At 38.7% G+C, this 25,614-nt stretch carries 29 protein-coding genes; 3 read left to right on the forward strand and 26 right to left on the reverse strand.

All coding sequences use genetic code 11. The features are described from left to right. The first annotated feature begins 1 nt into the window (after window position 1). Complete coding sequence (locus IPP64_07840; protein MBL0329313.1) at window positions 2-952, forward strand: sulfatase-like hydrolase/transferase; 951 nt, start codon at window positions 2-4, stop codon at window positions 950-952. Here the strand turns inward: IPP64_07840 and IPP64_07845 are convergent. After that, on the reverse strand, window positions 942-3,080 hold the full coding sequence (locus IPP64_07845) for a ComEC family competence protein (protein MBL0329314.1): 2,139 nt from the start codon (window positions 3,078-3,080) through the stop codon (window positions 942-944). The two genes, IPP64_07840 and IPP64_07845, sit on opposite strands and share 11 nt — an antisense overlap. Window positions 3,081-3,279: 199 nt before the next feature. On the opposite strand from IPP64_07845, the gene IPP64_07850 reads away from it, so the two are divergent. Next, window positions 3,280-3,711: a YbjN domain-containing protein gene (locus IPP64_07850; GenBank protein ID MBL0329315.1), complete on the forward strand. Its 432-nt coding sequence runs from the start codon at window positions 3,280-3,282 to the stop codon at window positions 3,709-3,711. A gap of 34 nt (window positions 3,712-3,745) precedes the next feature. Here IPP64_07850 and IPP64_07855 read toward each other — a convergent pair whose 3' ends face one another. The 11 genes from IPP64_07855 to IPP64_07905 form a co-directional block, all read right to left on the reverse strand. Further along, on the reverse strand, window positions 3,746-4,123 hold the full coding sequence (locus IPP64_07855) for a rhodanese-like domain-containing protein (GenBank protein ID MBL0329316.1): 378 nt from the start codon (window positions 4,121-4,123) through the stop codon (window positions 3,746-3,748). A gap of 22 nt (window positions 4,124-4,145) precedes the next feature. Next, window positions 4,146-4,472, reverse strand: a complete 327-nt coding sequence (locus IPP64_07860; protein ID MBL0329317.1) for a hypothetical protein — start codon at window positions 4,470-4,472, stop codon at window positions 4,146-4,148. Window positions 4,473-4,560: 88 nt separating this feature from the next. Continuing rightward, window positions 4,561-5,289 (reverse strand): hypothetical protein, encoded by a 729-nt coding sequence (locus tag IPP64_07865; GenBank protein ID MBL0329318.1) that lies wholly within the window; start codon window positions 5,287-5,289, stop codon window positions 4,561-4,563. A 30-nt stretch (window positions 5,290-5,319) separates the two neighbouring features. Continuing rightward, window positions 5,320-5,994 (reverse strand): glycerol-3-phosphate 1-O-acyltransferase PlsY, encoded by a 675-nt coding sequence (gene plsY / locus IPP64_07870; GenBank protein ID MBL0329319.1) that lies wholly within the window; start codon window positions 5,992-5,994, stop codon window positions 5,320-5,322. Next, window positions 5,984-10,471, reverse strand: coding sequence for a hypothetical protein (locus IPP64_07875; protein ID MBL0329320.1), 4,488 nt, complete (start codon window positions 10,469-10,471; stop codon window positions 5,984-5,986). The genes plsY and IPP64_07875 overlap by 11 nt, the downstream gene beginning before the upstream one ends. Before the next feature lie 10 nt (window positions 10,472-10,481). Beyond that, complete coding sequence (gene prmA / locus IPP64_07880) at window positions 10,482-11,312, reverse strand: 50S ribosomal protein L11 methyltransferase (protein ID MBL0329321.1); 831 nt, start codon at window positions 11,310-11,312, stop codon at window positions 10,482-10,484. Window positions 11,313-11,370: 58 nt separating this feature from the next. Next, a complete protein-coding gene (locus IPP64_07885; GenBank protein MBL0329322.1) occupies window positions 11,371-12,123 on the reverse strand; it encodes a triose-phosphate isomerase in 753 nt (250 codons plus the stop codon). A 24-nt stretch (window positions 12,124-12,147) separates the two neighbouring features. Then, window positions 12,148-13,122, reverse strand: coding sequence for a hypothetical protein (locus IPP64_07890; GenBank protein MBL0329323.1), 975 nt, complete (start codon window positions 13,120-13,122; stop codon window positions 12,148-12,150). A 26-nt stretch (window positions 13,123-13,148) separates the two neighbouring features. Next, on the reverse strand, window positions 13,149-14,228 hold the full coding sequence (locus IPP64_07895) for an ABC transporter permease (protein MBL0329324.1): 1,080 nt from the start codon (window positions 14,226-14,228) through the stop codon (window positions 13,149-13,151). 4 nt (window positions 14,229-14,232) lie between these two features. Beyond that, on the reverse strand, window positions 14,233-15,345 hold the full coding sequence (locus IPP64_07900; protein MBL0329325.1) for a DoxX family protein: 1,113 nt from the start codon (window positions 15,343-15,345) through the stop codon (window positions 14,233-14,235). 97 nt (window positions 15,346-15,442) lie between these two features. Continuing rightward, window positions 15,443-15,988: a DUF1599 domain-containing protein gene (locus tag IPP64_07905; protein MBL0329326.1), complete on the reverse strand. Its 546-nt coding sequence runs from the start codon at window positions 15,986-15,988 to the stop codon at window positions 15,443-15,445. Between the two features lie 110 nt (window positions 15,989-16,098). Between IPP64_07905 and folP the strand changes: the two genes are divergently transcribed. Then, the gene (gene folP / locus IPP64_07910) at window positions 16,099-16,941 is read left to right on the forward strand and encodes a dihydropteroate synthase (GenBank protein ID MBL0329327.1); all 843 of its coding nucleotides are present in this window, start codon (window positions 16,099-16,101) and stop codon (window positions 16,939-16,941) included. Between the two features lie 9 nt (window positions 16,942-16,950). On the opposite strand, the gene IPP64_07915 is transcribed toward folP, so the two are convergent. From IPP64_07915 to IPP64_07980, 14 genes are all read right to left on the reverse strand, one after another. After that, complete coding sequence (locus IPP64_07915; GenBank protein ID MBL0329328.1) at window positions 16,951-17,256, reverse strand: helix-turn-helix transcriptional regulator; 306 nt, start codon at window positions 17,254-17,256, stop codon at window positions 16,951-16,953. Continuing rightward, complete coding sequence (locus tag IPP64_07920; GenBank protein MBL0329329.1) at window positions 17,240-17,596, reverse strand: type II toxin-antitoxin system RelE/ParE family toxin; 357 nt, start codon at window positions 17,594-17,596, stop codon at window positions 17,240-17,242. Before IPP64_07920 ends, IPP64_07915 begins: the two co-directional genes overlap by 17 nt. 132 nt (window positions 17,597-17,728) lie before the next feature. Continuing rightward, a complete protein-coding gene (locus IPP64_07925; GenBank protein ID MBL0329330.1) occupies window positions 17,729-18,160 on the reverse strand; it encodes a PH domain-containing protein in 432 nt (143 codons plus the stop codon). Window positions 18,161-18,183: 23 nt separating this feature from the next. Next, complete coding sequence (locus IPP64_07930; GenBank protein ID MBL0329331.1) at window positions 18,184-18,630, reverse strand: hypothetical protein; 447 nt, start codon at window positions 18,628-18,630, stop codon at window positions 18,184-18,186. Between the two features lie 64 nt (window positions 18,631-18,694). Further along, window positions 18,695-19,204: a MepB family protein gene (locus tag IPP64_07935; protein MBL0329332.1), complete on the reverse strand. Its 510-nt coding sequence runs from the start codon at window positions 19,202-19,204 to the stop codon at window positions 18,695-18,697. Window positions 19,205-19,217: 13 nt separating this feature from the next. After that, on the reverse strand, window positions 19,218-20,081 hold the full coding sequence (locus IPP64_07940; GenBank protein ID MBL0329333.1) for a hypothetical protein: 864 nt from the start codon (window positions 20,079-20,081) through the stop codon (window positions 19,218-19,220). Window positions 20,082-20,103: 22 nt separating this feature from the next. Continuing rightward, complete coding sequence (locus IPP64_07945) at window positions 20,104-20,667, reverse strand: hypothetical protein (protein MBL0329334.1); 564 nt, start codon at window positions 20,665-20,667, stop codon at window positions 20,104-20,106. A 42-nt stretch (window positions 20,668-20,709) separates the two neighbouring features. Further along, window positions 20,710-21,090 carry a hypothetical protein gene (locus IPP64_07950; protein MBL0329335.1) on the reverse strand — a complete coding sequence of 127 codons (381 nt, stop codon included), beginning with the start codon at window positions 21,088-21,090 and terminating at the stop codon, window positions 20,710-20,712. A 550-nt stretch (window positions 21,091-21,640) separates the two neighbouring features. Next, a complete protein-coding gene (locus IPP64_07955; protein MBL0329336.1) occupies window positions 21,641-22,138 on the reverse strand; it encodes an SRPBCC domain-containing protein in 498 nt (165 codons plus the stop codon). Beyond that, window positions 22,135-22,461 carry a winged helix-turn-helix transcriptional regulator gene (locus tag IPP64_07960; protein MBL0329337.1) on the reverse strand — a complete coding sequence of 109 codons (327 nt, stop codon included), beginning with the start codon at window positions 22,459-22,461 and terminating at the stop codon, window positions 22,135-22,137. The genes IPP64_07955 and IPP64_07960 overlap by 4 nt, the downstream gene beginning before the upstream one ends. A gap of 220 nt (window positions 22,462-22,681) precedes the next feature. Next, window positions 22,682-23,089, reverse strand: a complete 408-nt coding sequence (locus IPP64_07965) for a lipocalin family protein (GenBank protein ID MBL0329338.1) — start codon at window positions 23,087-23,089, stop codon at window positions 22,682-22,684. Window positions 23,090-23,163: 74 nt separating this feature from the next. Beyond that, window positions 23,164-24,564, reverse strand: a complete 1,401-nt coding sequence (locus IPP64_07970) for a hypothetical protein (protein ID MBL0329339.1) — start codon at window positions 24,562-24,564, stop codon at window positions 23,164-23,166. A gap of 274 nt (window positions 24,565-24,838) precedes the next feature. Further along, window positions 24,839-25,270, reverse strand: coding sequence for a hypothetical protein (locus IPP64_07975; GenBank protein MBL0329340.1), 432 nt, complete (start codon window positions 25,268-25,270; stop codon window positions 24,839-24,841). Between the two features lie 45 nt (window positions 25,271-25,315). Then, on the reverse strand, window positions 25,316-25,588 hold the full coding sequence (locus IPP64_07980; protein MBL0329341.1) for a hypothetical protein: 273 nt from the start codon (window positions 25,586-25,588) through the stop codon (window positions 25,316-25,318). Between the last annotated feature and the right edge of the window lie 26 nt (window positions 25,589-25,614).

The following is a 25,614-nucleotide window of genomic DNA, read 5'->3' on the forward strand; positions in this document are numbered from 1 at the left end:
GATGAAATTTAAATATTCTTTTTTACTCTTTATCATCGGCTTACCACTGCTGTTGATGTATTGTGGCTGCAGCAAAGACGTGCCTGCTACCTTCTACAAAACACAAAATGTAATCATTGTGGTGGTTGATGGTCCGCGTTTTACCGAAACCTGGGGATTTACCTCGAAACAATTTATTCCCTACCGTTCCGCTCTCTTATCCGAAGGTGTTTTTTGCTCTCAGTTTTATAATAATGGCGTAACCTCTACAAACCCCGGCCATACAGCTATTTGTACCGGTGTGTATCAAAACATTAACAATGCCGGTGCTGAATATCCTGCCAACCCTTCCATCTTTCAATATTGGTTAAAAACATTTAAGCGTCCTAAAAAAGAAGCTTGGGTAATTGCCAGTAAAGATAAATTGGAAGTGCTTTCTGATTGCACCAACCCGGAATGGAAAGGCTATTATCGCCCTTCTACCGATTGCGGACATTTAGGTTTAGGAACAGGCTATCGCGAAGACATTACCACATTTAATAGCGTAACCACCAAGTTGAAAGAAAATCATATCCGATTGGCCTTGATTAACTTTAAGCAACCCGATGCAGCCGGACATGCCAACGATACAGCCGCATACATTCAAGGAATTGTGGATACCGATAATTACATCCATCAGTTTTGGGAACAATTGCAAAAGGATGCATTTTATAAAGACCGCACTACACTCATTGTAACGAATGATCATGGTAGACATACGGCAGGACATCTGGATGGATTTATTTCGCATGGCGACAATTGCGATGGCTGCCGTCACATTGAATTTTTTGCATTGGGACCGGATTTTAAACAAAATTATACGAGCAATACTCCTTACGAACAAATTGATATTTCAGCAACCATTGCCGAGTTGATGGGCTTTTCTATGCCGACTTCGAATGGGAAAATCATGAAGGATATTTTTAGAAAATAAGTTTTCTTTTTGTTTGGATATCTCCATCATTCAACACAACCTCAAATGCTCCTTCGTCTGCTATCGAATAGTATTCCTGATGAAGCACTTCACATTCTTTTTTCCATTGCTTTATTTTGTATGCGGAATTTGAAAGGTCAAACACAAGAGTTTTCACCTGAAACACTCGCCTGATTTCTTCAATGCTCATCTTCACATTTTTCGAAACTACGATATAATCTACTGTTGGTTTTTCGGTAGTCGATTCTTTCCATTGAATCGCTTGTGATAACACATATATTCGTGTATTAAAAAATTGAATCCATGGACCGTGAATTTTTAAACCCTCCCGCTCCACATCTCCCGAAACCACTTCCGAAGTAGTTAGTCCTAAGTCCCACCAATTATGCTTTACACGAAACAACAACCCGCTTTTGTTTTCTGCAAATGCTGTATCTGTCAACAAAACATTTTCCCTCGAATGAATAAAATCAATGGCTGTTGTTTTCGGAATGCTGTAAATCACCATCTTTTTTTGTTGGCTCTGCTTCTGTTGTTCGATGACCTGACTGATTAAAATTAGAATGACGGCAGACAACGCAAGCATCAGAAATTTGTAGTTACGGTTGTTCAGATAAAACAGAATCAAAACAATCAAACCATAGAGTAACCACGTTTCAGCTACTGAAATAGAAATGCCTTGTAATAATGAAAAGGGCAAGGACTCCATCCATTTTACCGAAGCATTTAAAAACCAAATCAGCCAAGCAAAAGCCATGGCAAGGTAATTCACCACCACCGAAATTTCAGAAAACACAAACACCGCAATCCCAACATATAAAATAAGCGTAGAAAGTGGAATCACTATCAAATTGGAGATGAAAAAGTAATTGGGAAATTGATGAAAATAATGCAAGCCTAACGGAAATGTTGCCAGCTGTGCAGCCATGGAAACAGCGGTAATCATCCAAATTTGATCCAACAACCAATTGTCGAATGTGAACCACTCATAAATTTTTGGTTGTATATAAACAATTCCGATAACCGCCAAATACGACAATTGAAAACCGACTTCCATTAGCAAATAGGGATTGATGAGTAATAGAAATAGTGCCGAAGCAGCCAATGTATTGTAAATATTGGTATGCTTGTTTGTTGCTTTTGCCACCACAATAAAACTAAACATGGTGGCTGCTCTTAATACGGAAGGCGACAAACCGGTGAGTGCGGCATAAAACCAAAGAAACAATAAGAGCAAAACGGTTTTTAGAAACCGAGTTTTTTTATGTTTATCCAAGAGGAACAACAACCAATTCATAACCATATAAACTATGGCCACATGCAATCCAGAGACCGACAACACATGCAAGGCACCGGTGCTGGAATAAGCGGAAATCAGTTCAGCATCCAACTTATCGGTATAGCCCAACAACAGTGCTGCACCTACTGCGAGTTCATCACCGGTTAATTGATTGTTTTTTAAAACCCCTAGCAGTTTACTTCGTAAGCCGATGCAATACTTTAAAATGGTATTTCCTGAATTAGTGCTCAGCGGTTTCCAATCGCTTGTGTTCGCATACGCTTGGTGATAAATGTTGTGGAACGACAAAAATCGTTTGTAATTAAACTCCCCCGGATTTTGAGGTGGTGAAACTTCTTTAAAATCAAAATGCATCAAGAGTTCATCACCATACGTTAATGCTGTTGCATTGGAATCGGTTTTAAAATACACCACTGCTTTTCCGGAAGTCGACCGCCAACCTCCCTCCGCTTTTATTGCAATGATTTCCAGAATGGCTTTTACCGATTTTTCTTTCCGGATTGTTTCTTCACAAACGCGTGCTTGCACCAAGATTTTTGAATGGGTAAAATGGGAAAAATGATGTACAGCAAATTTCTCTGTTTTATAAAGTGTGAGTTGATACGCAAACAAAAACAAGAGGATATTGATGAGTCCTCCAAACCAAAACGAATGCCGATACGAAAGATTGAATTTTGGAATAAGTACAAGGGCTGCTATTGCAATAAAAACGAAGCATGAAACGAGCAAGAGGAGATTAAAATGATGCGGTGCATAAACCGCTGCGACAATCCCGACTAAAAACGGAAGTAACAAACGAACTAAAGGTGCCTGGTTCCAGATTTTCATACCCTACTTTGGAGAAGGAGCCAAAATAACAAAGACCGCTAAGGCAAAACAGGTATAAACGTTTATAGTCGGGTAAACCGACTAATGAAAATTACCTAAAATTCAAGATAATTTCATGTGGAGATAATTTCCAAAATTCAAGAATTATTTTATATTTGTTATGTAGATAAACAATAATATTAACCCTAACATTTTTATTATGGAAAACTTACAGTATTACTATGACATGGTGGATAAATGCATCAGCGATTTAGGTGTAGATCCGGCATTGTGCCGCGGTGAAAAAGCAGGACAATGGAGTTTAAAAAAAGGTTCAGCATCCGTTTGGATTGATGTATGGCACATCGAAGCAGAAAACAGAGGCTATTTTCAAGTGTTGGCGCCCGTAATGGAAGTGCCGGCTAATAACCAACAAGCATTTTTTCAAGAATTATTAGAACTAAACTATACCTTGTATGGTGTAGCTTTCGTAAAATTCCAAAACTGGATTTATGTAAAATTGATTCGTGAAGTGGATGGGTTGGAGCAAAAAGAAGCTGCTGCTACCATCAACCGTGTGGGCTGGTATGCAGATGAATACGATGATAAATTAAAAGTTAAATATGGTGTCGTTGTCGGAGGACGAGGATAACAACAAAAAACGAGCAGTTTACCACTGCTCGTTTTTACTTTATAATCGGTAATTTATTTTTTTCCCATTTCATAAATCCCCCCGATAAATCAATGATACGGGTAAATCCCTTTTTCTTCATCAGTTTGGATGCCAAAGGACTTCGATGCTGGGTTTGACAATACATAAAAATCAATTTGTCTTTTGGCAATGCGTCTACTTTTGCACTAAAATCACTACCAAAATAACTGATGTTCACCGCATTTTGAATATGCCCTTTCTCATATTCTTTCGGAGTGCGCACATCAATCAAAATATAATCGGTAGTTGCTGCGAGCTTTTGCTCAAACTCCTTCGCGCGCAATTCCTCGTAACTGAAAACTGCCGAGTGCTTCCACGCATTGCATGCCGGAAACAAAACTGCAATCAGCATCAAGCTTATAAACGCAATAACCTTATGCCGGAACTTTTTCAATTAACTTTACGATTGAATCTTTGTGTGCTTTGATTGTTTTTTCAGTCGCTTCCTCATCCTTTTGAAACTCATCCTTTAATTCTGTCAACGATTTTTTAATAACATCCATTTTCTCTTCTGCCACATGTTCAAAATGTTCTGCTGATTGAATGTACTTGTGTAAATAATCATGCAGCTGCTTCTTTTGCTTGGCATACTCATCTTTTGCTTCCATCTTTCCCAACGAAAGTTGCAATTGAAAATGATCTAATTGGTTCATCCAACTATTAATCTTTTCGTGAATTTTGTCGTTTAGATTTTTCTCCATGGCGTTTGTTTTTTATTCAAAGTTAGACCACAATCCAGGGAGAAGCTGTGATGACCATCATTGGGAATGATGATTATTGTCAGTTTTATTATTTCCAGCGGTATTTAAAACTCTCGTACTTCCCTTTAATTGCCATTACCAGCTCAAATTGGGTAGCCGACTTAATAAAGTCATCGTTGAGGTTTAAATATTTGATAAAGGCATCAAACTCTTCGTCTTTTAAATCAATCACATCGTATTTTACATACAAGTGAAACAAATCTTTTAATACATCACGTTTGAGATCTTCGTTCTCCCACTCCGCTACTTTACGTTTTGATTTTTCAAACTTGCTGAACCGCTCGTATAATGCGGTAATCGGACTTTCAAACGCATTGGCTCCAGAAGTGGAATAGGATTTATCAACACCCAATTTATCAATATCGTTTTGAATTTCGTTTAAGCTGCGGTTGGCAAACACACTCACTTCTTTGAGCTCGTAGTGCAATTTCGACAAGGCAATATTAAAACTTGCATTTCCATTGCTCAACGAATCTTTGAAGCAGATGTTCCGCACTTTGAATCCGATGGCAGAAAACACAATGGTGTCGGTAGGAAAAATGGTTAGTACAAATTTACCTTCGGCATCTGCAAAGGAACCGTTGTTGGTGCGTTTATTAATGATCATCAAACGGGTTAAGGGCAATTTGCTGTTTTCTTTATCAAATACCTTTACTGCAATTTTAACGGGCGATTGCGCAAATACGGGAATAACAGAAAGCACTAGGAGAACGACAGCTGTGTAACGTATTAAAGAAAAATAGAGTCCTTTTTTCATCAGAGAAGAAACGTCAATTAATGCAATTTATTATGATTTTGTTTCTACCTCTAAGGTTTCTACATCTTCTTCTTTTTTCTTCTTTTTAATGAGCTTGGCCTTCGATTCTTCCTTCCGAATCAAACGCTCAATATTCTTTTGATGAGTAATTAATACCATGATTGCAATCAAAATAGAAAAAATGATTAAAGAAGGAACGGTGGTTTGAAAAACACAAATCACAATCACCGGGAAACACAAGGCTGAAATCATGGATCCGAGCGATACATATCCAGAAATTAATAAAATGATGATGAAGATGCCCATGCAAATTAATGCACCATACAAATGCACTCCGAGCACAATACCAAGCAGTGTGGCAATTCCCTTTCCACCTCTAAACGATGCAAACAATGGGAAAATATGTCCGACTAACGAAGCAATGCCCAAAACCAATTCCAAGTTGATGAATTGATTTCCGCCAATGGTGTACGGACTAAAATAAGCGAGGTTGACAGCAGCAAAACCTTTTAAAACATCAATCCGCAAAACTGGGATGCCGGCTCTTTTGCCAAGCACCCGAAAGGTGTTGGTAGCACCCGCATTTCCACTTCCATATTCACGCACATCAATCTTATAGAAAAACTTCCCAATCCAAACCGCGGTAGGAATTGAGCCTAAAAGATAGCCGCCTAAAAGCAGTAGTATGTTTAAACTATTTATCACTATCCTCTTTGCTTTCGGTTTTACGCAAGAACTGTGTTTTCTTTGCCGGTGTGGTAATATTAAAGTTGTAGTTCGGCTCTTTCTTCTCTTTGTCGCCTTCTTTTGCGCGTTTCTCCGGCTTCAATTCCTTGATTGCGGTATTGAATGCTTCGTTGGATGAAATCGCCAACATGGTGCCTCGTGTATAGTTAAAGTAATACCAGTTGTTGGCATCCAATTCCAAATAAATGTTCAGGATGTCGCCACCTCGTTTTTTAATCAACTCCACTCTACCGTCCACATATTTGTTAATCTGTGTTTTGTTTATGTTTCCGATACCGATTTTTCCATACGAAGTATAAGAGCGCGTTTCCTTGTTCCATTTCATTTTCATATCGGTGATGAATAATGTTTTCTTTAATTCATCTGGGAATTTTTTATACGAACCATATAAGTTCAATTGAGAAAGCAATTTATCTGCTTGCTCCTTGCCCATCATTTCACGCAATCCTTTTTCGAATACAGGACGGGAGAAATCGGTTGGTTTTAAATCGACATTGGACACCATTGCATCCGCCATTTTATCAATTGCACCATCATCAAAGAAGAAGTCGATGGTTGCAATCATATCAAAAATGGTTGAATCCGGAATCAATAGATGTACTGCACTACCATACGATTCCACTTTTAATTGTCCGAAATCTCCACCTAAATCCACTTTTCCTTCACCATATACCTTACACTGTGTCGTATTTAAACTTAAGTAATTTCCGGGTAACGAACGTTCCACCAATTTTTCTTTATTCGAAATACGGTATTCGCGTGAACCTTTATCAAAGAACAGGAATCCATCGGCCGGCAATACATGTGGGTCGTTGGTCGATTCTTTCGGAGATAAGAACGCAGAATAAAAATGTGTGGAATCGGTGGTCACCATCAAAGAAGCTGCAATTGGCTTACCAAAGACATCCACAGGATTTTTTGAAATCGGGATATAAATACTGTTTGGATTGATTTCCGACTCAAACTTAAACCATGTTTTAGGAATCGCAGCACAATCGTGAGAGATACGCGCAGCACCATCAAATACCAAGAAGTTGGCCGTTGCTTTCAATTTCACTTTTCCTTTGTATTCGAAATTCGGACTCAATCTAAATTTGGATGAATCCGGAATGTCTGTTTCCGCATACGTTTGGAAAGTAGTATCTACACTCACATTGCTGAAGTAAAACGTTTGTTTCGTTTTAATCTCATCCACATAATCATAGAATCCAGAGCCTTGGTATTTTTTTCTCGCTGAAACCGTTACCGTACAATTGTACAAATTGTGGTATTTGGTGATGGCGTTGGCTACAATTTTTGCATTGGTGAACGTGCGCATCACAGCATCTTTTTCAATAATCACATCGCCTTTATCCGGATAGATTCGCGCATCGGCAACGTTAATGTATTTAACTTCTTTGGCTGTGATGACATATTTTTTCAAATCGTATTTCGCTGCAGGTGATTGGAATCGCAGGGAATCCTGACTTGGATGCACGGAGATGAATTCCGGCCCGACCAAATCCAAATCTTCGTTCGCTGCTTTTTTTACCGCATTTTTGCTCGCACCTAATTCAATCTGACTGTCATCCATGTACCATTTAAAGTTATCCATAAAACAGATGTACTGGTTCACCGGGAAGGATACCACCGACCCTTTACCATTGGATTTGAATTCTCCCATTCGCTTAGTAAAATCGATGTGTGAGTTAACGTTATCTGTTTTAAAAGCAAGCGCGGCAATGTCTAAGGCTTTTAAACTGAAGTTTGATGTATCCGAATCAAAGGCATTGGATTTGAATTTCACCAATTTTCCATCCAGTTTCGCATTCGAAAAATCTGCAGTGCCGCTACCATAAAGTTGTCCGGGTGTCATTGATAAACTACCGTTAAACTGTGCTTGTCCGTTATAACTCTGAAACTTTTTATCCTTGTTGTTCCAAACATTCATCACATCTTTTTTCGGAACCCAAAGCACTTTGGCATCTTCGCCATGTATTTGTGGAAACTCCGGTTTTATCTTTTGTTCGGTCACATCGTAATTCTGGGCGATGCACCTCGTTGAATCCGGGAAAAAGAGGAAGTCGTTGGACTTGGTGATAGACGTTACATACTTTAATGTTCCATCGCCATGCAAACCTTGGTTGCTGAGTTTAATCGCGGCAGTATATGTTCCTTTGCCACCATACATCGGATAACCGGCTGCCGGAGTTTGTGTGATAAAACCAAGCGAATAATCCTGCTGCAACGTTAAAGACTCTTTAAACGTAGGAAAGATCCCTGCCGATTCCATCGTGCCTTTAAACGTTAAACCTTCATTCGAGAAGTTGTCCAAACTATCAATCGTAAACGGATCGAGCTTAAAGTAAAAATTTTCCTTTTTGTACCTTCCGTTCTGGATGGATTTTTTATTGTAATAGGTAAACGATTCTTTGAAACTATTAAAGATTGGATAGACGGGGAATGGCTTTCGACCCGACTTATTGGCGGGGTTATCAATTTCCAAATCACCGTTAATATTTTCGATTACGGTTCTTACTTTCACCAATGGATATTCACCATAGGCATCGGGCTCGCGCGATTTCACCATGATACGCAGTGAATCCACATTCTTTAAATCGATTTTAAATTTATCGTAGTTGAATGAAAATTCTTTCCCGAAGAAATCAAAACGACCGGCATGTACAATTCCGGCAAAGGTGAAGTCGCGGTTTTTCTTTAAAATGATTTTTTGCTCGTACGGATAAATCACCACATTTTGAGAGTCACTCATGTAGATTTTCTGCACACCCATGATGGTCATGTCGAAGTTCAACAAATTCACAGAAGCATTGCTGGCGCCACGAACGGATGAAGGAAACTGAATCACATCGTAATCAATATGTGCTGCGCGGGCAGCGATATACGTATATAATTTTTCGTTCACCACTACTTCATCGTCTACCGGGTCGTAAGAAATAAAACCTAAGGAAGACAAACGCACTAAATTCGGACGAACATCATTCGGTGAAAACTTCAGGTATTTGGCGTATTGATCACCATAGAACTCTCTCACATCGCCATTCTTTTTAACAAAGTCGCGCATCTGAATCAAAGGATTGATTTGATCGATTCCTTGAATACGGTCGTAGCGATCGGTTCTGAAATAATTCGAAGATTCAAACATCGCGTCTTCTTGGGAGTTGCCGACCAACATTCCCAAATCAATTTTCGGATCATCAATTTTCCAGGTCAACTCTTCAAAATACATATCCACATTGTGGAAAGAATTTAAAAATGGTGATTTCGAAACACCATCCGTTGTACGAATTAAAGAAAGCTTGCGGTCGTTCACGGCAAACTTCATGTTCAAACTCGGGTGTGTGATGGAATCTTTATTGAAATAAAATTTTATGTTTGCCGATTCTGCAGTTAGCTTATCCTTGGTAATAGCAATTAACTTTGCACCAATAATCAAAAATACTTTTCCTTCACGTTTAAAAATCAATTGCGCATCTTCGTCTTTATTTCCGGAACCCAATACTTTCGGACCACGTTGTGTAAATCCACCGTTGTAATCCACATCTTTTGCGATGTTCGGAATGGGCATCCGTTTGTTATACGAATCAAAACGCGGATAGGAAATATTGCCTTCCTTTTCAGAAACAATTTTTTCATTCAACTGACCAATCAATGGTTTTTCAAAATAGTTCTTGTTGTAAAATACTACTGAATCCGCTGTAAATCCACTTGTTTTAAGTGTGATCTGATATTTTTTTAATTCAGCCCATACCACATTGTCTTCAAACCCGGCACGTTTCCAGTTCACCTTTCCTCCTTCTCCCACAAAAATTCCTTTGTAAGGATAGTACACGCCTTTTGTATTGTAAACAATACCGGTATCATTTTGATTGTTGGCTATCCGCAAGTTCATACTCGGGAAAATTACTTTCGGAACACTGTCGTATTCAAAAATATATTTGTTGTTGTTGGAACTGTATCGGATAACAGCCGAATTGTAAAACGAGTTGGTGGAAAAGAGGTTATCACTCATCTCAAGGTAATCGGAGAAATTTTTGATGGTTTTTCCACTCAATATTTTGTTAATACATTCTTGCCAGGTCAGGAAATTATCTTCACTGTGGGTTGAATTAATAAAATTCATCACCGATGATAAATAGCTTTTGTATTCGGGAAGAATACGGAGCTTCTTTTTAATCATCATGTTGCAGGAGCTAACAATGGATTTTTTAAGTTTTTCGTTGCACTTCGGACTGTTCCAAGCCAATGTAAACGCTTCCATGAATTCTTTGATTTCAGTTTTGTCCATGTTGGTGGCTTCAAACATGGTTTTCACTTCCCCTAAAAAGAGCAGCGGGTCTTCCGAAAATTGTTTGATAGGATTTAATTGTGCAAAAGAGGTGTTCATTCCCAATGAGAATGCCATCAATAAGAAAATCAGTTTCAATCGTTTCATGCGTAGTGTTCTAATTTGTGAAATGAAGCGCAGCCCACTGGTTGCTGATGTAGCGCTCTTCATATTTTAAGCCAACTTTTCCTGCATGTGCTTTCAACTCCTCGATATCTGTTTCAAAAAAACCACTCAGCAATAAATTTCCGCCTTTTTCGAGTGATTTTTTGAACTGATCCATGTCCTTCAACAGCACATTCTTATTAATATTAGCCAAGATAGTATGAAAAATTTTTCCTTCCAAAATTTGAGCATCTCCTTTATGAACAAGCACGTTGTTGATATTATTTTTGGCCAAATTTTCGATACTATTTTCAACACTCCAATCGTCAATATCCACCGCCTCAATAGGGTTTGCGCCCAGTTTGGAGGCAACAATTGCCAACACCCCAGTTCCACATCCCATGTCCATCAGCGATTTGTTTTTAACATTTAATAACATTAACACTTGAATCATTAACTGAGTGGTATCGTGGTGGCCGGTGCCAAACGACATTTTTGGTTCGATAATCACATCCAACGCATACCCTTCCTTTTTTTCATGAAACGGTGCACGGATATAACATTTCCCAACCACATCAATCGGTTGAAAACTACTCTCCCACTCTTTGTTCCAGTTTTGTTGTGGAATCGTTTTCGCAACAAATTGAATTTTATAAATGTCATCAAAATCACCCAACGCCAATGCTACTTCTTCTTCGCTGTATTCTTCTTCTTTGATATAAGCATTAAAACCTGTTTCTGTTTCGGTAAAACTTTCGAATGCAAATTCGGAAAGGGTTGCAATTAATACATCCGAACCTTCTTGTTTGGGTTCTACGGTTACTGCAACTTCTACGTAATTCATTTTTGTAAGTGATTAAGTGACTAGGTGACTAAGTGACTAGGTAACTAGGTGATTTTTGTTAGAATGAATTGGTGATGGCTGTAAAATCCACCGCCTTTAACGAAGCGCCACCAATCAGTCCGCCATCAATATCTACGCAAGCAAACAGCTCTTTTGCATTTTGAGCATTGCAGCTGCCACCATATAAAATAATCGTGTTTTCTGAAATGCCTTTGCCGTATTTTTTATTGATCTCGGTGCGGATAAAATCATGCACTCCTTGTGCTTGATAGCTGGTTGCCGTCACACCTGTACCAATCGCCCAAACCGGCTCGTACGCAATCACCACTTTGCTGAAATCGGTTGCGGAAAGGTGAAACAAGCCTTCTTTCAATTGTGCACGAATGGCTTCTAAATGGGTATTCGCATTGCGTTGCTCCAAATTTTCTCCCATACAAAAGATAGGTGTTAAGTTGGCCGCGAGCGCACGGGTAATTTTTTGTGTTAATACATCGTTGGTTTCGTTGCGGTACAAGCGTCTTTCGGAATGCCCGATAATCACATACGTTGCTCCGGTGGAAGCAATCATCTCTGCCGACACTTCTCCGGTATACGCTCCAACTTCCAAGTGATGACAATCTTGTGCTGCCAAGGCAAAATCGGTTCGTGCTTTTAATTTTTCTGCTACAGCCGATAAATGAATGAAGGGCGGTGCAATAATTTTCAATACCTGAGCTGACGCATCTGCTGCCAACAACTCATCCACCAATTGCAAGCCCTGAGCCAGCGATTTATTCATTTTCCAGTTACCAGCGACAATCTTTCTTCTCATAGCGTATAATTTTCAAAAAACCGATTAATAGTCTATTGTTTCCTTTTCTAAAAGTACTAAATCTTTCTTATATTTATTCACATCCCATTTCATTCCCCAGCTCTGTAAATACTCGTTCATCGACTTTAATCCCAAGTCGGATCTCCGCTTGTTTAAATTGTCTAAATCCTCTATCGGAGCCACATAATTTTTACCATTCACCGTTACGATGGCAGTTCCAAAAATTTGTTTTTTGTTTTTCTTCAACGCCACTTTATCTTCCAACACTGCTAAATCCTGTGCTTCTGTATTTTTTGCGCGATAGGCTTCGCGCATCTTTGGTAAATATTTTTCCTGTACCGATAGTTCGGCTTGCTGAATAATCAATGCCAGTGAATAGTTGCCTATGAATCCTACCGAGCCTCTGCCCAGCCAACCATACGTATCAATCACCTCGGTAACTATTTTAAGATTTATTGCATCTCGTTGTTGAATGGTGGCTTTCATCGTTTTTAATTCTTCCGACTCTGCACCAAACTCATTTTTGATGCCCACTTCTTTTAAACGGTTGGAATGGTAATCGCGGTAAACACTATCGAGCAAAAGCACCAATGCTTTATTCAAATTGCCATCCGATTTGGCAATGTTGAGCTTTACCCGTTCATCCACTTCTTTCCAACGCTTGTCATCGTAAAGTGTGGCAAATGCTTTGTCCGTGGATAGTTCCGAATAATTGATATAATCGTAAAGGGTTACTACTTTGAACAATTGCACAAAAGCAGAATCTTTCATTCCGGCTAAGGTCCAGGCACGTGCCGCATGGTAGCGATCTTCCATATACGCTTTGCCACCATTCGACTTAAATGCAGCCGCGTAGGCTTGTCCGGATTTTTTATATTCTTTCGCAGTAAAACTACTTTTTGCTTTGTTGATGAGTTCAAAATAGTTGGCACCCGGCTGTGCGCGAACAACCTGAATAAACAGCAACAATGCAGTGAGTATGAAATACGATTTTTTCATTGGAAATGGGTCAAAAGGAAATACGATTATTGAACTCTAACACGTGGATCGAGGATACCGTAAACGATGTCGACACCGATATTGATCACAACGAAAATCATTGCAAAAATCAAGGTGGCACCCATTACAACAGGTAAATCGTTTTTGTTCAATGCATCTACTACTTCGTAGCCAATGCCTTTCCAGTTAAAGATAATTTCAACAAATACCGCTCCGGCCATCAAGCCTGCAAACCAACCGGAAATAGCAGTAATAACAGGATTCAATGCATTTTTCAACGCATGTTTAAAAACCACCCGGTAGAAACTCAATCCTTTTGCAGTAGCTGTACGGATATAATCTTGCGACAAGACATCCAACAGCGAGCTACGGGTTAACTGAATGATAATTGCTAACGGACGCAAGCCGAGTGTGATGGTTGGTAAAATCAAATTTTTCAAATCGAGGTGTTCGTCTCCAAAATCATCAATCGAATACAGCGACCCCACATTGTTTAATCCGGTATAATCGCGCAACACAAAGCCGAAGAACCATGCGATTAAAAGTCCCATAAAGAACGAAGGCAAGGCCATTCCGAAGATGGCAAAGATCAAGGAGCTTTTATCGAACCAGGAATTCTTTTTGATGGCGGAAAAGATACCGAGCAAAATACCGAAGATGGCGCCAAACGTGATGGATGAAAATGCGAGGATGGCCGTTTCCGGAAGTGTTTCAATCACAATGTCCGATACTTTCCGCTTGGTGATGTACGACCTGCGCAGATACGGATATTTTAATACTGCTACTTTGGTGCTTGAAATCGGGAAAAGTTTTACGTAGGAAGAATATTTTTCCGGACTCAAATACAAATAATGTTCTTTGTTTTTTTCATCGTGAAACGACAAAGGAGAAAGGTCGTTCAGGTACATTAAAAATTGAGTGGTCATGGGTTTATCACGACCTAAATCTTTGTTGATGGCATCAATTGAAGCTTGATCGGCACGTTGCCCCAACATCATTCGCGCAGGATCTCCCGGCAATACATTGAACAACAAAAACACCACCGTGATCACACCCAGCAAAACTAGGAAACCGTAGAATAAACGTTTAACAATAAATTTTATCACAAGCTTAGTTCTTTAAATATTTTTGTTTTACATCGTTGTAAGATGGAAACGAATGATAATGCCACATATCAATCACAGTACCGCCTTTCAACAACATCAACCCCGGGTTGGAGCGAATCATTGTTTTTAAAACGGTTCCATCTGTATTGTAAAATGCAACATTCGTTTTTAAATCCGACTTAAATTTCTCAATCGTTTCTTTACCGGACGAAGTTAACGCCACAAACGTTACACTGTCCTGTTTACAAAGTGCTTCAAAATCATTGATTTTTCCAAAAGCATCGGTATCGGCTTTGTCTAAATCATAACAAATCAACAAAAAGTTGTATTCCGGATTTTCAATAATGTCTTGTGTATAATCCGATCCCTCCAAATTGGAAATGCTAAAATCTTTTATCTTCGGCTCCACGCCTTTTTTGGTAACTTCGGTGCGACTGTCTACATAGTCGTACGTAACATCCCAGCCATCCGGCCATTTGTCAAACTCTTTGGTTTCGCCTGTCTTTTTATCTTTCAGCTTGTAAAAATATTTTAACTCATCTGGAATGCCTTTGGTTTGCTCTGGAATGTTTTTTCCAATGGCATACGGGCGGAAATCGATGATGGGTAAATAGTTGTAGGTATAAATCGGGAAAGCGGTGGATGCCAATAAAACCACCACCAGCAAGAACTTTTCAAAACGTTCGCCCACCAAAGGATTGATGTGTTGTTTGCCAACAAACAATAAAATGATGAGTACCAATAAAATTAAATCTTTGTAAAACGATTGCCAAGGTGTTAATGGAATGGCATCACCGAAACAGCCACAGCTCAATACTTTTTGGAAATAGGCCGAATAAAATGTGAGGAAGGTAAAAAACACAATCATCAGCAAGGAGAGCCAGAGTGTGAGTTTCAGCTTAGCGCCCAACAACAAGGTAAATCCTAAAACGATTTCGAAAATACAGATGAACATGGCCAATGGCAAGGCAATAGGCACGAGGAAGTGTGTTCCGAATACTTCGAAATACTCTACCAGCTTATAGCCAAACCCAACAGCATCGTTGGCTTTGATGAAACCCGAGAAAATAAACAACAAGCCGACCAATACGCGCGCTATGTTTGTGATTATTCTCATGTTTTTGTTTTTACTTTTTTATTTTTAAATGTCTACTTCTCGATACAATTCTCTTCCTGTCATCGAAATCTCCCGACCGCTATCGGGACGAAGTGACCTATTGTCCTTCTTCTTCAATCTTTATCAAGGCAAACACAGCATAGTTAATCATGTCGTGAAAGTTGGCATCAATGCCTTCCGAGATAATGGTTTCGCCTTTGTTGTCTTCAATTTGCTTGATGCGCAAAAGTTTCATCAGGATTAAATCCGTTAATGAGCTCACGCGCATGTCGCGCCATGCTTCGCCATAATCATGGTTTTTATTTTCCATCAAGCCGCGTGCTTCATTCGAATGTTTGTCGAAAAGCTTACTTACTTCATCTGCCGGCAATTCCATGCGGGAGTCGTTTTTCAGCTCCAGCTGAATCAAACCGATAATCGAATAGTTGATGATGCCGATGTATTCGAAACGTACATCTTCATTTATTTTTTGAGTACCTTTGTCCTCGATATTGCGGATACGTTGTGCTTTGATAAAGATTTGATCGGTGATGGAGCTGGTGCGAAGGATGCGCCAAGCGGTTCCATAATCCTTCATCTTTTTAATAAAAATATCTTTGCAAGTCGTTATCGCAGAATTATATTGAGTAAACGTTTTTGTCATATACAAACCAATTTTAGAATTTTGAATGAGCGATTTAAAGCAGGCAAAAAAAATCAACCCTATTTAAACCTTAAATCCTAACTCAAAAAATCTTCAATCCTTATTAATTAATGGCACAAGATACTGATTTTTCTCAAAAAATACAGGGGATTTTTGACCAAAGGTCTATGCCCCTGATAATGGGCATTTTAAATGTCACCCCCGACTCCTTTTTTGATGGTGGAAACTATACGGAGGAGGGCGCTTGGCTTGCTCAAACGGAGAAAATGGTTCGTGAAGGTGCTACCATCATTGACATTGGCGCCTGCTCCACCCGTCCGGGTTCGCCCCAGCCGAGTTTGCAGGAGGAGTCGAACCGACTCATTCCCGTGATTCGTTCCCTCCGAAAAAACTACCCAGAAGTACTGCTTTCGGTGGATACGTATCGGTCCGAAATTGCACGTCAAGCCATCACTGCCGGAGCCCATATCATCAACGATATTTCGGGTGGAACGCTGGACCCGAACATGTTTGAAACGGTAGCGCAATTAAATGTTCCTTACATCCTCATGCATATTCAGGGAAACCCGCAAACCATGCAGGAAAACCCAGTATATACTGATGTGGTAAAAGAGGTGCACGACTATTTTTCGGACAACCTCAAAAAGCTGAACACGTTGGGTGCAACAAAGGTGATTTTAGACCCCGGATTTGGGTTTGGAAAAACGGTGGAACACAACTATCAATTGCTCCAAAATCTGGAAAAATTTCAAGCATTCGGACTTCCCGTTTTAGCAGGCTTGTCGCGAAAATCAATGATTAATAAGTTATTGAATATCAGTTCAAAAAATGCACTTAACGGAACAACTGTTTTAAATACCATTGCCCTACAAAAAGGTGCAAAATTGCTGCGTGTCCACGATGTAAAAGAAGCAATGGAAGTGGTAACGATTTTGGAGAAAATGAAGTGTTAGTTTTTACTTTTAAAATTGAACTTTAAACGTTAAATGACCTCCTAATCCTTTTTGAATAATTCTCATTAAAGTAGAAAAACGAATATCCGAAGCATCGTTTTCTATTCGGGAAATATATGTTTTAGTAGTGCCACACTTTTCTGCGAGCTGCTCTTGTGTCATTCCTTGCTCTTTTCTTAACTCTTGGAGCATTACTCCAAGTTTAAATGCTTCAAATCCTTCTTCATATTCCTCCCGTTTTTTAGTACCACGCTTGCCATATTGCTTATCAAGGTGATCGCTAAATGATGTTAAATTCTTATTTTTCTTTTTCATTGAAATATTCTTTTTTTAATTTCTCTGCTAAATATATTTCTTGTTTGGGCGTCTTTTCTGTCTTCTTTTGAAACCCGTTAATTAATATTATCAGTTGTCCTTTATCAAAAAACGAAAACACCCGATAAATATCACTTCCCACTTCAACTCTAATTTCATATAAACCAGCTGTTCCTGTTAAATGCTTTAAATACTTCTCAGGCACTTTCTCCTGTGAAGAAATAAGATGCAAAGTCCAGTTGAATTTTTTCTTGACCTCTGGTTTTAATTTTTCAAAAAAAGTTAAATAATATCTTTTGTAGTAAAAGACTTCCCTGACAGTGTTTTTATCTTTTGACAAAGTTAGCTAATTAGGTAACATCCAACAAATTTTTTATTGGTTTTGCGACAAAATTATCTCAAAAAAATACTGCTATCCGTTTATAAACGAGTAAAAACGGATAAAAGCGAAGGCAATTAGAAGAGGATACACTTATTTTTTCGAAAGCAGTTCTTTCATCGTTTCTGCAAAAAAGCGGAAATCTGCTTTTCCAATTTGAGAAATTTGGATAGCAGAACCTGCTGCTATTAGATTTACTTCTCCAAAAAACCAACCGGTTTTTGGAGTATAGGTAGTAATGCTTTCCAAGGGAAACGAAAAATGATTCACACCAGATACCAATCCTTTTTTAACAAACAGCACCCGAAGATTGGTACAGACCACCAGCCACACACCTGAAGGAGTTTGAACCTGACGTTGGTCAACTAACCCCAAACAATAGCCTTTGATCACTTCCCCGTCCTGCATCAATTCCGGCAACGCGTTGAACGTATTCACAGTGATAAACAATAAATCGATACTCACCGATGGACGGTTTGCCAAAACGACTTTGAGCTGTTGTTTGATGTCTTCGAGTGTTTGCATGGCTTGAAGCGTAAATTCCGTTTCTATTTCACCGGTGTAAATTCATCATCAAAACTATCGTCCCATTTAAACCCATTTAAAATCCAACCTTTTTCGTTTTTATAATAGGTATACATCAAGCGAATGGCGGAGTTTTCAAATTTTAAAATATAGGTTTCTCTTAGGGCAAAATCTTTAATGGTTTCTTCATTTACTTTGATCACACTTTCCATTTTCCCAAAACGACCGCGTAAAATTTTCATATACCCGTCCGTTTTTTCTTCCAAAGAGTTGATCTCTTCGGCCGGCAATGGCCAATACTGTGCTATTTCCTTAAAAAACCGAGTCATCTCTTTGTCTAAAAAATAATTGCTTGCTTTTTGCGACAAGGCTCTGGCTTCTTCTGCCGATTTTAAAAATTTATCTTGTGCCGTTGCTGTTGAAAACGCAAACGCTAAAAAGACAAGGATACTTATTTTTATAGTTTTCATAAAGTTGGTTGTTTCTGTAAAGGAAGAGATTATTGTTGAATTATCATAACGAAAGTAATCCCCATCACCCTAACAGCTTTTTCGCGCTCTCCATCGCTTCCGCAAGCTCCATGTCCATTCTCAGAAAATACTTTGTTTGCCAACTTTGCGTGGCAGCTGCTTGTTTGCTTTCTGCTACATCCCATGGTGGATACACGCGAATCCCGCGCTTCCCTCCTTTTCCGTTTTGTGAGACAATTCCTTTGGCCACCAATACAGCCTTTGGAAATATAAACTGTCCATATTTATTGCCGCTTCGTGCAGTAATTACCAGAAAATCGAAAGTATCCGAAACGCTATATGGCTCGGTTATTCCGTCCTCGTTTCGTTTCCAGATGGTCACAAACTGTCCGGTTTTGGTTGGGGTAATTTTTGAAAAACGAGCATGTATGTTCTTTCCATTCAAAACAAAGGAACAGGCTTCGTATTCATTGCTTTCTGCATTCAATTTCAAATCCGACAATTGAAAACCGCAAGCATCGTAAAGGACTTCTTTGATTGTATTTAATTCCGGAGGAACAATTGCTGTGCTCATTTTACATCACCCCTCATTCTTCCTTGCTCTCAAACCCTTTCACCAAAGCCTTTTTCTCAGGATCAGTTAATGGTTTGTTATTAATTTCTTCCCAAAGCTTAACAGCTTTTTTTGACGATTTTATCCCCAGTAATTTTACTTTTTTGCCCCATAAAAAAATGGCAAAATCTTTTTTATTGTACATGATTGCATCATACAGAAAGTACGCTTGCGTCTCTTTTTCCAAAACCTTGTTAAAGTCGAGTTTACCGCCAATTGTTTCTGCTTTGATATATTCAACCGTATCTTTCGTTTGAGCTTTGTTTCCACCGGCTACTATTTCAGTCGCAATTTTTATCACTTCTGCTTTTACTTTATCGAAAGGCTGAATCCTGTATCCAATTCCATTAAACACATACATGCTTCCATTGGGTAAATCTACAATACTTGCGGCTGTATCCGGTTTCAGCTTCTCCAACTCCGCTACCCGTTTTTCTGAAATCTCACCCCAAGCCGAACAAGGTACTTCCACACTTTTTCCATTATTGGGATTAACAATGTTGTAGGTTAGCGTTGTTTTGCTCCCTTCGTTTTTCTGCATCAGCATTATCATAACTGCAACACTTGACCCGTTGTGAACGATAAAAAAATACGAAGGCAAATCTCTTGAAAACTTAAGATAGTCAGGAATGGTGGGCGCATCGCTCACATAAACAGAAGACTGCTTATTCGAGATATTGTCTTTAATGGTATAATAATTCGAAGTAAGTTCAAAACCGTCCAGCTTTTCCTCACTAATCAATTCGCTTTTAAATACAGGATTTCCATGCTTGTCGGTTTGAGCAAACGCATGCGCTAATATAAAAACGGAAAGCAGAATTGATACTATTTTCTTCATTGTTTGATTGAATTTAGCTTAATTATTTCTTTTCCGTTCGTGTATTGGTAAACACATAAAATGGTTTAAGCTTATCGTTTGTATAATATGTAAAAACTTCATTAATAACTTTAACAGATTCTTTTATCCCCAGCGAAGCATTATTTCCAGCAACTTCCTCTACTTGCCTGAATATACTTTTCTCATACGACTTTTGTACAGTATTATAAACAGCGTAATTCCCTTTGTTCAATGTTACATTCAAATACTCAATAAACAATAACATAAATGCTTGTTGACTCTTGCCAGGTATCGTATTAATTGTTGAACTCAACGTATCGTGTTCGTTAAAATAGTCTTTCAAATACTTTTTTAATGCTTTTTTATCTTCAGAAGAAACGGCTAGTTTTATTAGGTCACTGGAAATCTTATCGATTGAGTTTATGAAATCAGTGGGATCAATCAGAACCAAATAATTGTCTGCTTCCCGAGTAATTACCTTTTTAGGAGATGTTGTTAAAACAATAACTTCAGTAGTTTTTTGAGCCGTTGTGCTTAAAAAATTTAATGCTAAAAAAGCAAACAAGGTAATTTTTAATGTTTTCATAAGGGTTGGTCGTTTGATTAAAAGGGATTCCATCACCCAATCTTATTTCAAATTATACAGCTCTTCATACTTGATGAACTCATCTCTGCTGATTGCAAATACCAGAACATTATTCTCATCCTTCAGCAAAGCCACCTTTGGATTGCTGGGGATTGGAAACAGAATTTCATATTTTCTACCGTCCGACAATTGAATTCCATACGAAGAAACACCATTGTTGATGTTCACCGAATTCTGACTGTATTTAAAATCATCCTTTTTCCCGGTGCTGTCCGTCACCGAAAACAATTTGGCATCAAATACCAATTCAAACTTCCCTCCTTGTGCATCAGTTGCTTTCCAAGCTCCTCTGTAAACATCGGAACCACTACAAGCAATTAAAAGGAAAGATAAAGTACTAAAGAATAGAAAGAGTTTTTTCATGGGGATTTATATTTGAGTTAGAGATTTAGGAGTGGCTATACGCAACTTATATACAAAAACATTCTGAAATACAACTACACTTAGCTGGCTTGGCGCAATATAATTGATAACATTTACTTTCATGTCTCGGCTTTCATTCTTTCACTTATTCAATCTCAGACCCAAGGGCTTCATGCAATAGACAGCAATTATTGCCACAATTGGTAAGAGAAAACCAAATGCGCCCCAGCCTAATGCATTCCGTTTTAGACTTCTTGCTTTATTTACACAAACGATAATTCCTATAACACGCAATGCAAGTTGCACAAGTGTCATTGATCCATTTTCCATTTTATCATTTTTTTTTGCATCGTTCAAGTGAGAGGTGTTTTTCTTGCTAACAGCAACTAATATACAAAACATTCCACACTCCCACTAACCAAAATTGACCAATAAATTATTCGTTTCTACACGGGTATACACATTTACAAACGTTTCTACTTATTTAAAAAAGGATAAAAAAACGCCTCCAAAAAGGAGGCGTTAGTTAATTTGAATTTAGCATGAGAAATTATCGTTTCGCAAGCATCATATCCAGGTTTTCCATAGCCATGGTTAAGCCTTCTTTGAAGCCCATGGCAATGTTTTGTTCCAGTTGTGCCAGGTCGGGGAATTGCATTTGTCCGTATACCAAAGTATTTTTTCCCATATCGCTAAACTCCATTTTCCATTTGGACATGGGCATGTTGGGGTTGATGGTTCCGTTGGCATCGCAGAAACCATTGTTTGCCAAAAACATTTTCTCCACTTCTATTTTCACATAGCTGGTGATGGACCAATGTTCTTCACCGGTCGGACTAACTGCTGCATAATGCCAATTGCCACCTTCGCGGAAGTCCATGTTTTTGGTGCGTGCTTTCCACGGCTTGGGCATCCACCATTGGTCGAGGATTTCGGATTTGGTATAGCAGTCCCACACGGTGGGACGGTCGGCAGCAAATTCGCGTTTGATGTGGATGGTGTTGGTTTGTTTGTCGACAGTGAATTCGTTGAATAAGGTCGTGCTCATTTTTTCTTTTTTTTAAGGGTTAGTAATACATTATCCAATTGGTTGAACTTGGTTTCCCAGATCTGTTTGAATTGTTCAATCCATTTATCAATTTCTTTCATTTTATGAGTATCGATGTGGTAATAGATTTCTCGTCCTTTTTGTTCTTGTTTCACCAATTCACATTCGGTTAATATGCGGATGTGTTTTGAAACGGCTTGTCGGCTGGTATTAAATTCTTCTGCCAGGGCGTTGGGGGTCATGGCTTGTGAAGCAAGCAAAAGGAGGATTGCTCTGCGTGTAGGGTCGGCAATCGCCTGAAATACATCTCGTCTGGTTTCCATTTTATTAATATTTCAAGTATAAAGTTGTTCTGTTGGAATCAATTTCGCGACAAATATATGTGCAACCATTTGATTGCGCAAATTATTTTGGAATTATATTTAGAAAAGTGAAAATTTGACTCCTCACCTGCTCTGCTAAAAAGAAGTTGAGTGCTCTGGGTAAGAAAAGTTTTGCCTAATAAAAATTTTAATTGGAGGATACCTAGTGTTTCTAGCTACTTTATTCCAGTCGCAACAAGACCAAGGTATCGGGAGTAAGCAGCAAGATTTTATTTTTTGGACGGTCTAAATAAATGGGAACGGTGGTGATAATTATCATTTCATTTTTGTCGAGTGTCCACTTTCCTTTGGTATGGTGGCTTCTATCATCGTTTCCACAAGGGGCAGAATAAGCGTCCATAAATTCTCCGTTTTCTGAAAATTCAATTCTGTCACCATAATTATTGGGTGCTCTTGATACCCTTTTAAAAACCAAGGTATCTTTGGTGGCTGGCCAACCGTTTACTACATACCATGTTCCTTTCAGCTGTTGAGTGATGGTGTCAGTAGTTGTTGGGGTCACTTGTCCGAATACACTTAAGATTGGCAACAAGCAAACTAAAACAATAAACAATCGAATGGTTTTCATGGGTTAAGGTTTATGTTAAATTTGGATAAGCGTAAAACGTTTTGCAAATTGTCTGTTATGTACCATCCTTATTTTTATTTTTTCGCTTCACTAAACTTCACAATAAAAATGTCTGAGTCACCCGTATTTGTTAAAGTATAGTTGTCAATTTTAAGTGCTTTTTCGTCAAAAGAACCCGTTAAAAAGATGTTTCCGTTTTTATCCGTTGTGATGCCTCGTCCAGCATTTCTGCCAGAACCGCCATAATCTAAACCCCAAAGCTCATTGCCATCTTTGTCGTATTTTAAAAGGAAAATATCTTCCGAACCAGCAACGGGTTTAATTGATTTGCCAGCAAATGTAAATTCACTCCAATTTGAACCTGTGCAATAAACATTCCCATTATCATCCACATAAAATTCGCGGGTAGCGGTTGCGGGTGCTTCTCCATTATTTCCTCCTGCAGATTTTGTCCAGATTAATTTTCCGTTGTTATCATATTTTGCAACAAAAGCGTTCATTACTCCATTGTTTGTCAACGAAAAATTTTCAGCGTTGACGGTTTTACTAAAGAACATACCACCCAGATAAACGTTTCCTGAGGCGTCAGTTTCGCAGGAAGCAATTTCCTGACCGGTTCCACCGAAATTTCTTCCCCAGATTGCATTGCCTTCGGGTGAATATTTCGCAACAAAAGCATCACCACTTTCTTCAGAATTAGAATTGAGAGTAATATCGTCAAAGGCAATAGTCGGACGAAAGAAACCGCCAATAAACACATTTCCTTTTGCGTCCGTGCCAACACCTTGTGCTTCTCCGCTTCCAACCGGTGATTTAGCCCAGAGCAATTTTCCGTCCGTTGAATATTTTGCAACATAAATACCACTTTTTTCATTGGTAAATTTCACGCCATTCCCAAAGTCCATTACTTTACCAGCAATTCCTGCTACAACAACATTGTTTTGTTGGTCGAGCGATACAGTGCTGTAATCCCCATTGCCACCTTCACCACCGGCATTATTCGCCCATAGACAAATTCCATCAGGTGAAAATTTAGCTACATACATATCAGAACCTTTTACGGTTTTATTGGTAAGAATAATATTTCTGAACTTTAGTGTTTTACTTTCAAACCAACCGACTACATAGATATTGCCATCTTTATCAGTCACGCAGCTGGTAGCGTGGTCGTCACCTTTTCCGCCTGCTGTCACTGCCCAAATAGCTTTTCCGGTTTTGTCTAGCTTGATGATAAATATGTCTGCGACATCTGCATTGTCTTCTGTATTTTTTTTCAAGGTGATGCCGTCAATTAAAATTGTCGGGCTTTGGAAACGACCAGCCAAAATGATATTCCCGTTCAAGTCGGTTTCCACACTATTTGTACGTTCATTCCCAATCCCACCGATAGCTTTTACCCATTCCACGTGAGGTGTTTGAGCGTTCATAAAAGTTGCAATACCAATTGCGACTAAGGTTGTTAAATTTTTTTTCATTTCTTATTCGTTCTTATTTTTGAATTAGATTGTTGAAGCCTTGTCTACAACATCTTGCTCTTAGCAACGAAAATACAAAACTTTCTCCGATTTAATTATCTGTGTATAATTGAGGAGAAACGTTTCTACACGTTTAAAAACGGGTAATAAATGCTTCGAAACACAATTTAGAATTGGGAAAGTGATGTGTGCATCTAAATTGCCTTTTTCCTTTTTTGCTTGATCAAAAAAGGAAGAACCTGCCTACCGGCTGGAATTCCCCATGCCCCATTCCCTATTTTCGTTCATTACTGAGGTCTCTGTTTATCTTCTCAGTAGCATTAAATTTTATTTTCAACGAATCTTTTAAAGCTTGAATAAACAGTTTATGTGGCGGTCGTTTGCGAGAGCCATTAAATCCAAAGTAGTGGAAATGAATATTCGTTGTTTGATTAGTTTCTGTTATTTTAAACGACAACTTATGATAATCGGGTCCATAAAAATACAAGCTATCATAGGTGCTGGTCGCAAAACGCTCGTAAAACGAATGTTGCTCCTTAAATTTGATGATATATTGTCCGACTGTATATCTTAGATTTGTGTCCGCAGTTTGATTCGGGATAGAAATGTCGCTATCGTATTCACATCGAAAATTATAAAATAGAAAACCACATGACGGTAGGAGAAGTCCGATGATAAAAAATAAAAAGAGTTTTTTTCTGATCATAAAATTTGTGGGATTCAAAATGGCTTCGAATGTGATGCCCTGTGTTTATTGATTCACATTATTCACGACTCTTACCGGAGTCATTTCAATTTTCATATACGGGTAATACGGCAAGGCAGAAAGTTTTGAATGCACATCATCCGCATCAGTGCCCATCACCACCATGAAAATACCGGACATATCCAGTTTAATGAAATTGTCTACAATCGTTCCATTTTGTTCCAATTCTTTTACCACCTCTTGTTCTTTTGGAAGTAGTTTCATTCTGGTTTCTGTGTCCAATCCTTCTAATCGGATATCAAGCATAAATTTTTTCATTTTTTTAGTGTTTAGAGTTTAAGGGT

The organism is Bacteroidota bacterium (genome assembly GCA_016722565.1).
In the GTDB taxonomy this organism is placed as follows: domain Bacteria; phylum Bacteroidota; class Bacteroidia; order 2-12-FULL-35-15; family 2-12-FULL-35-15; genus 2-12-FULL-35-15.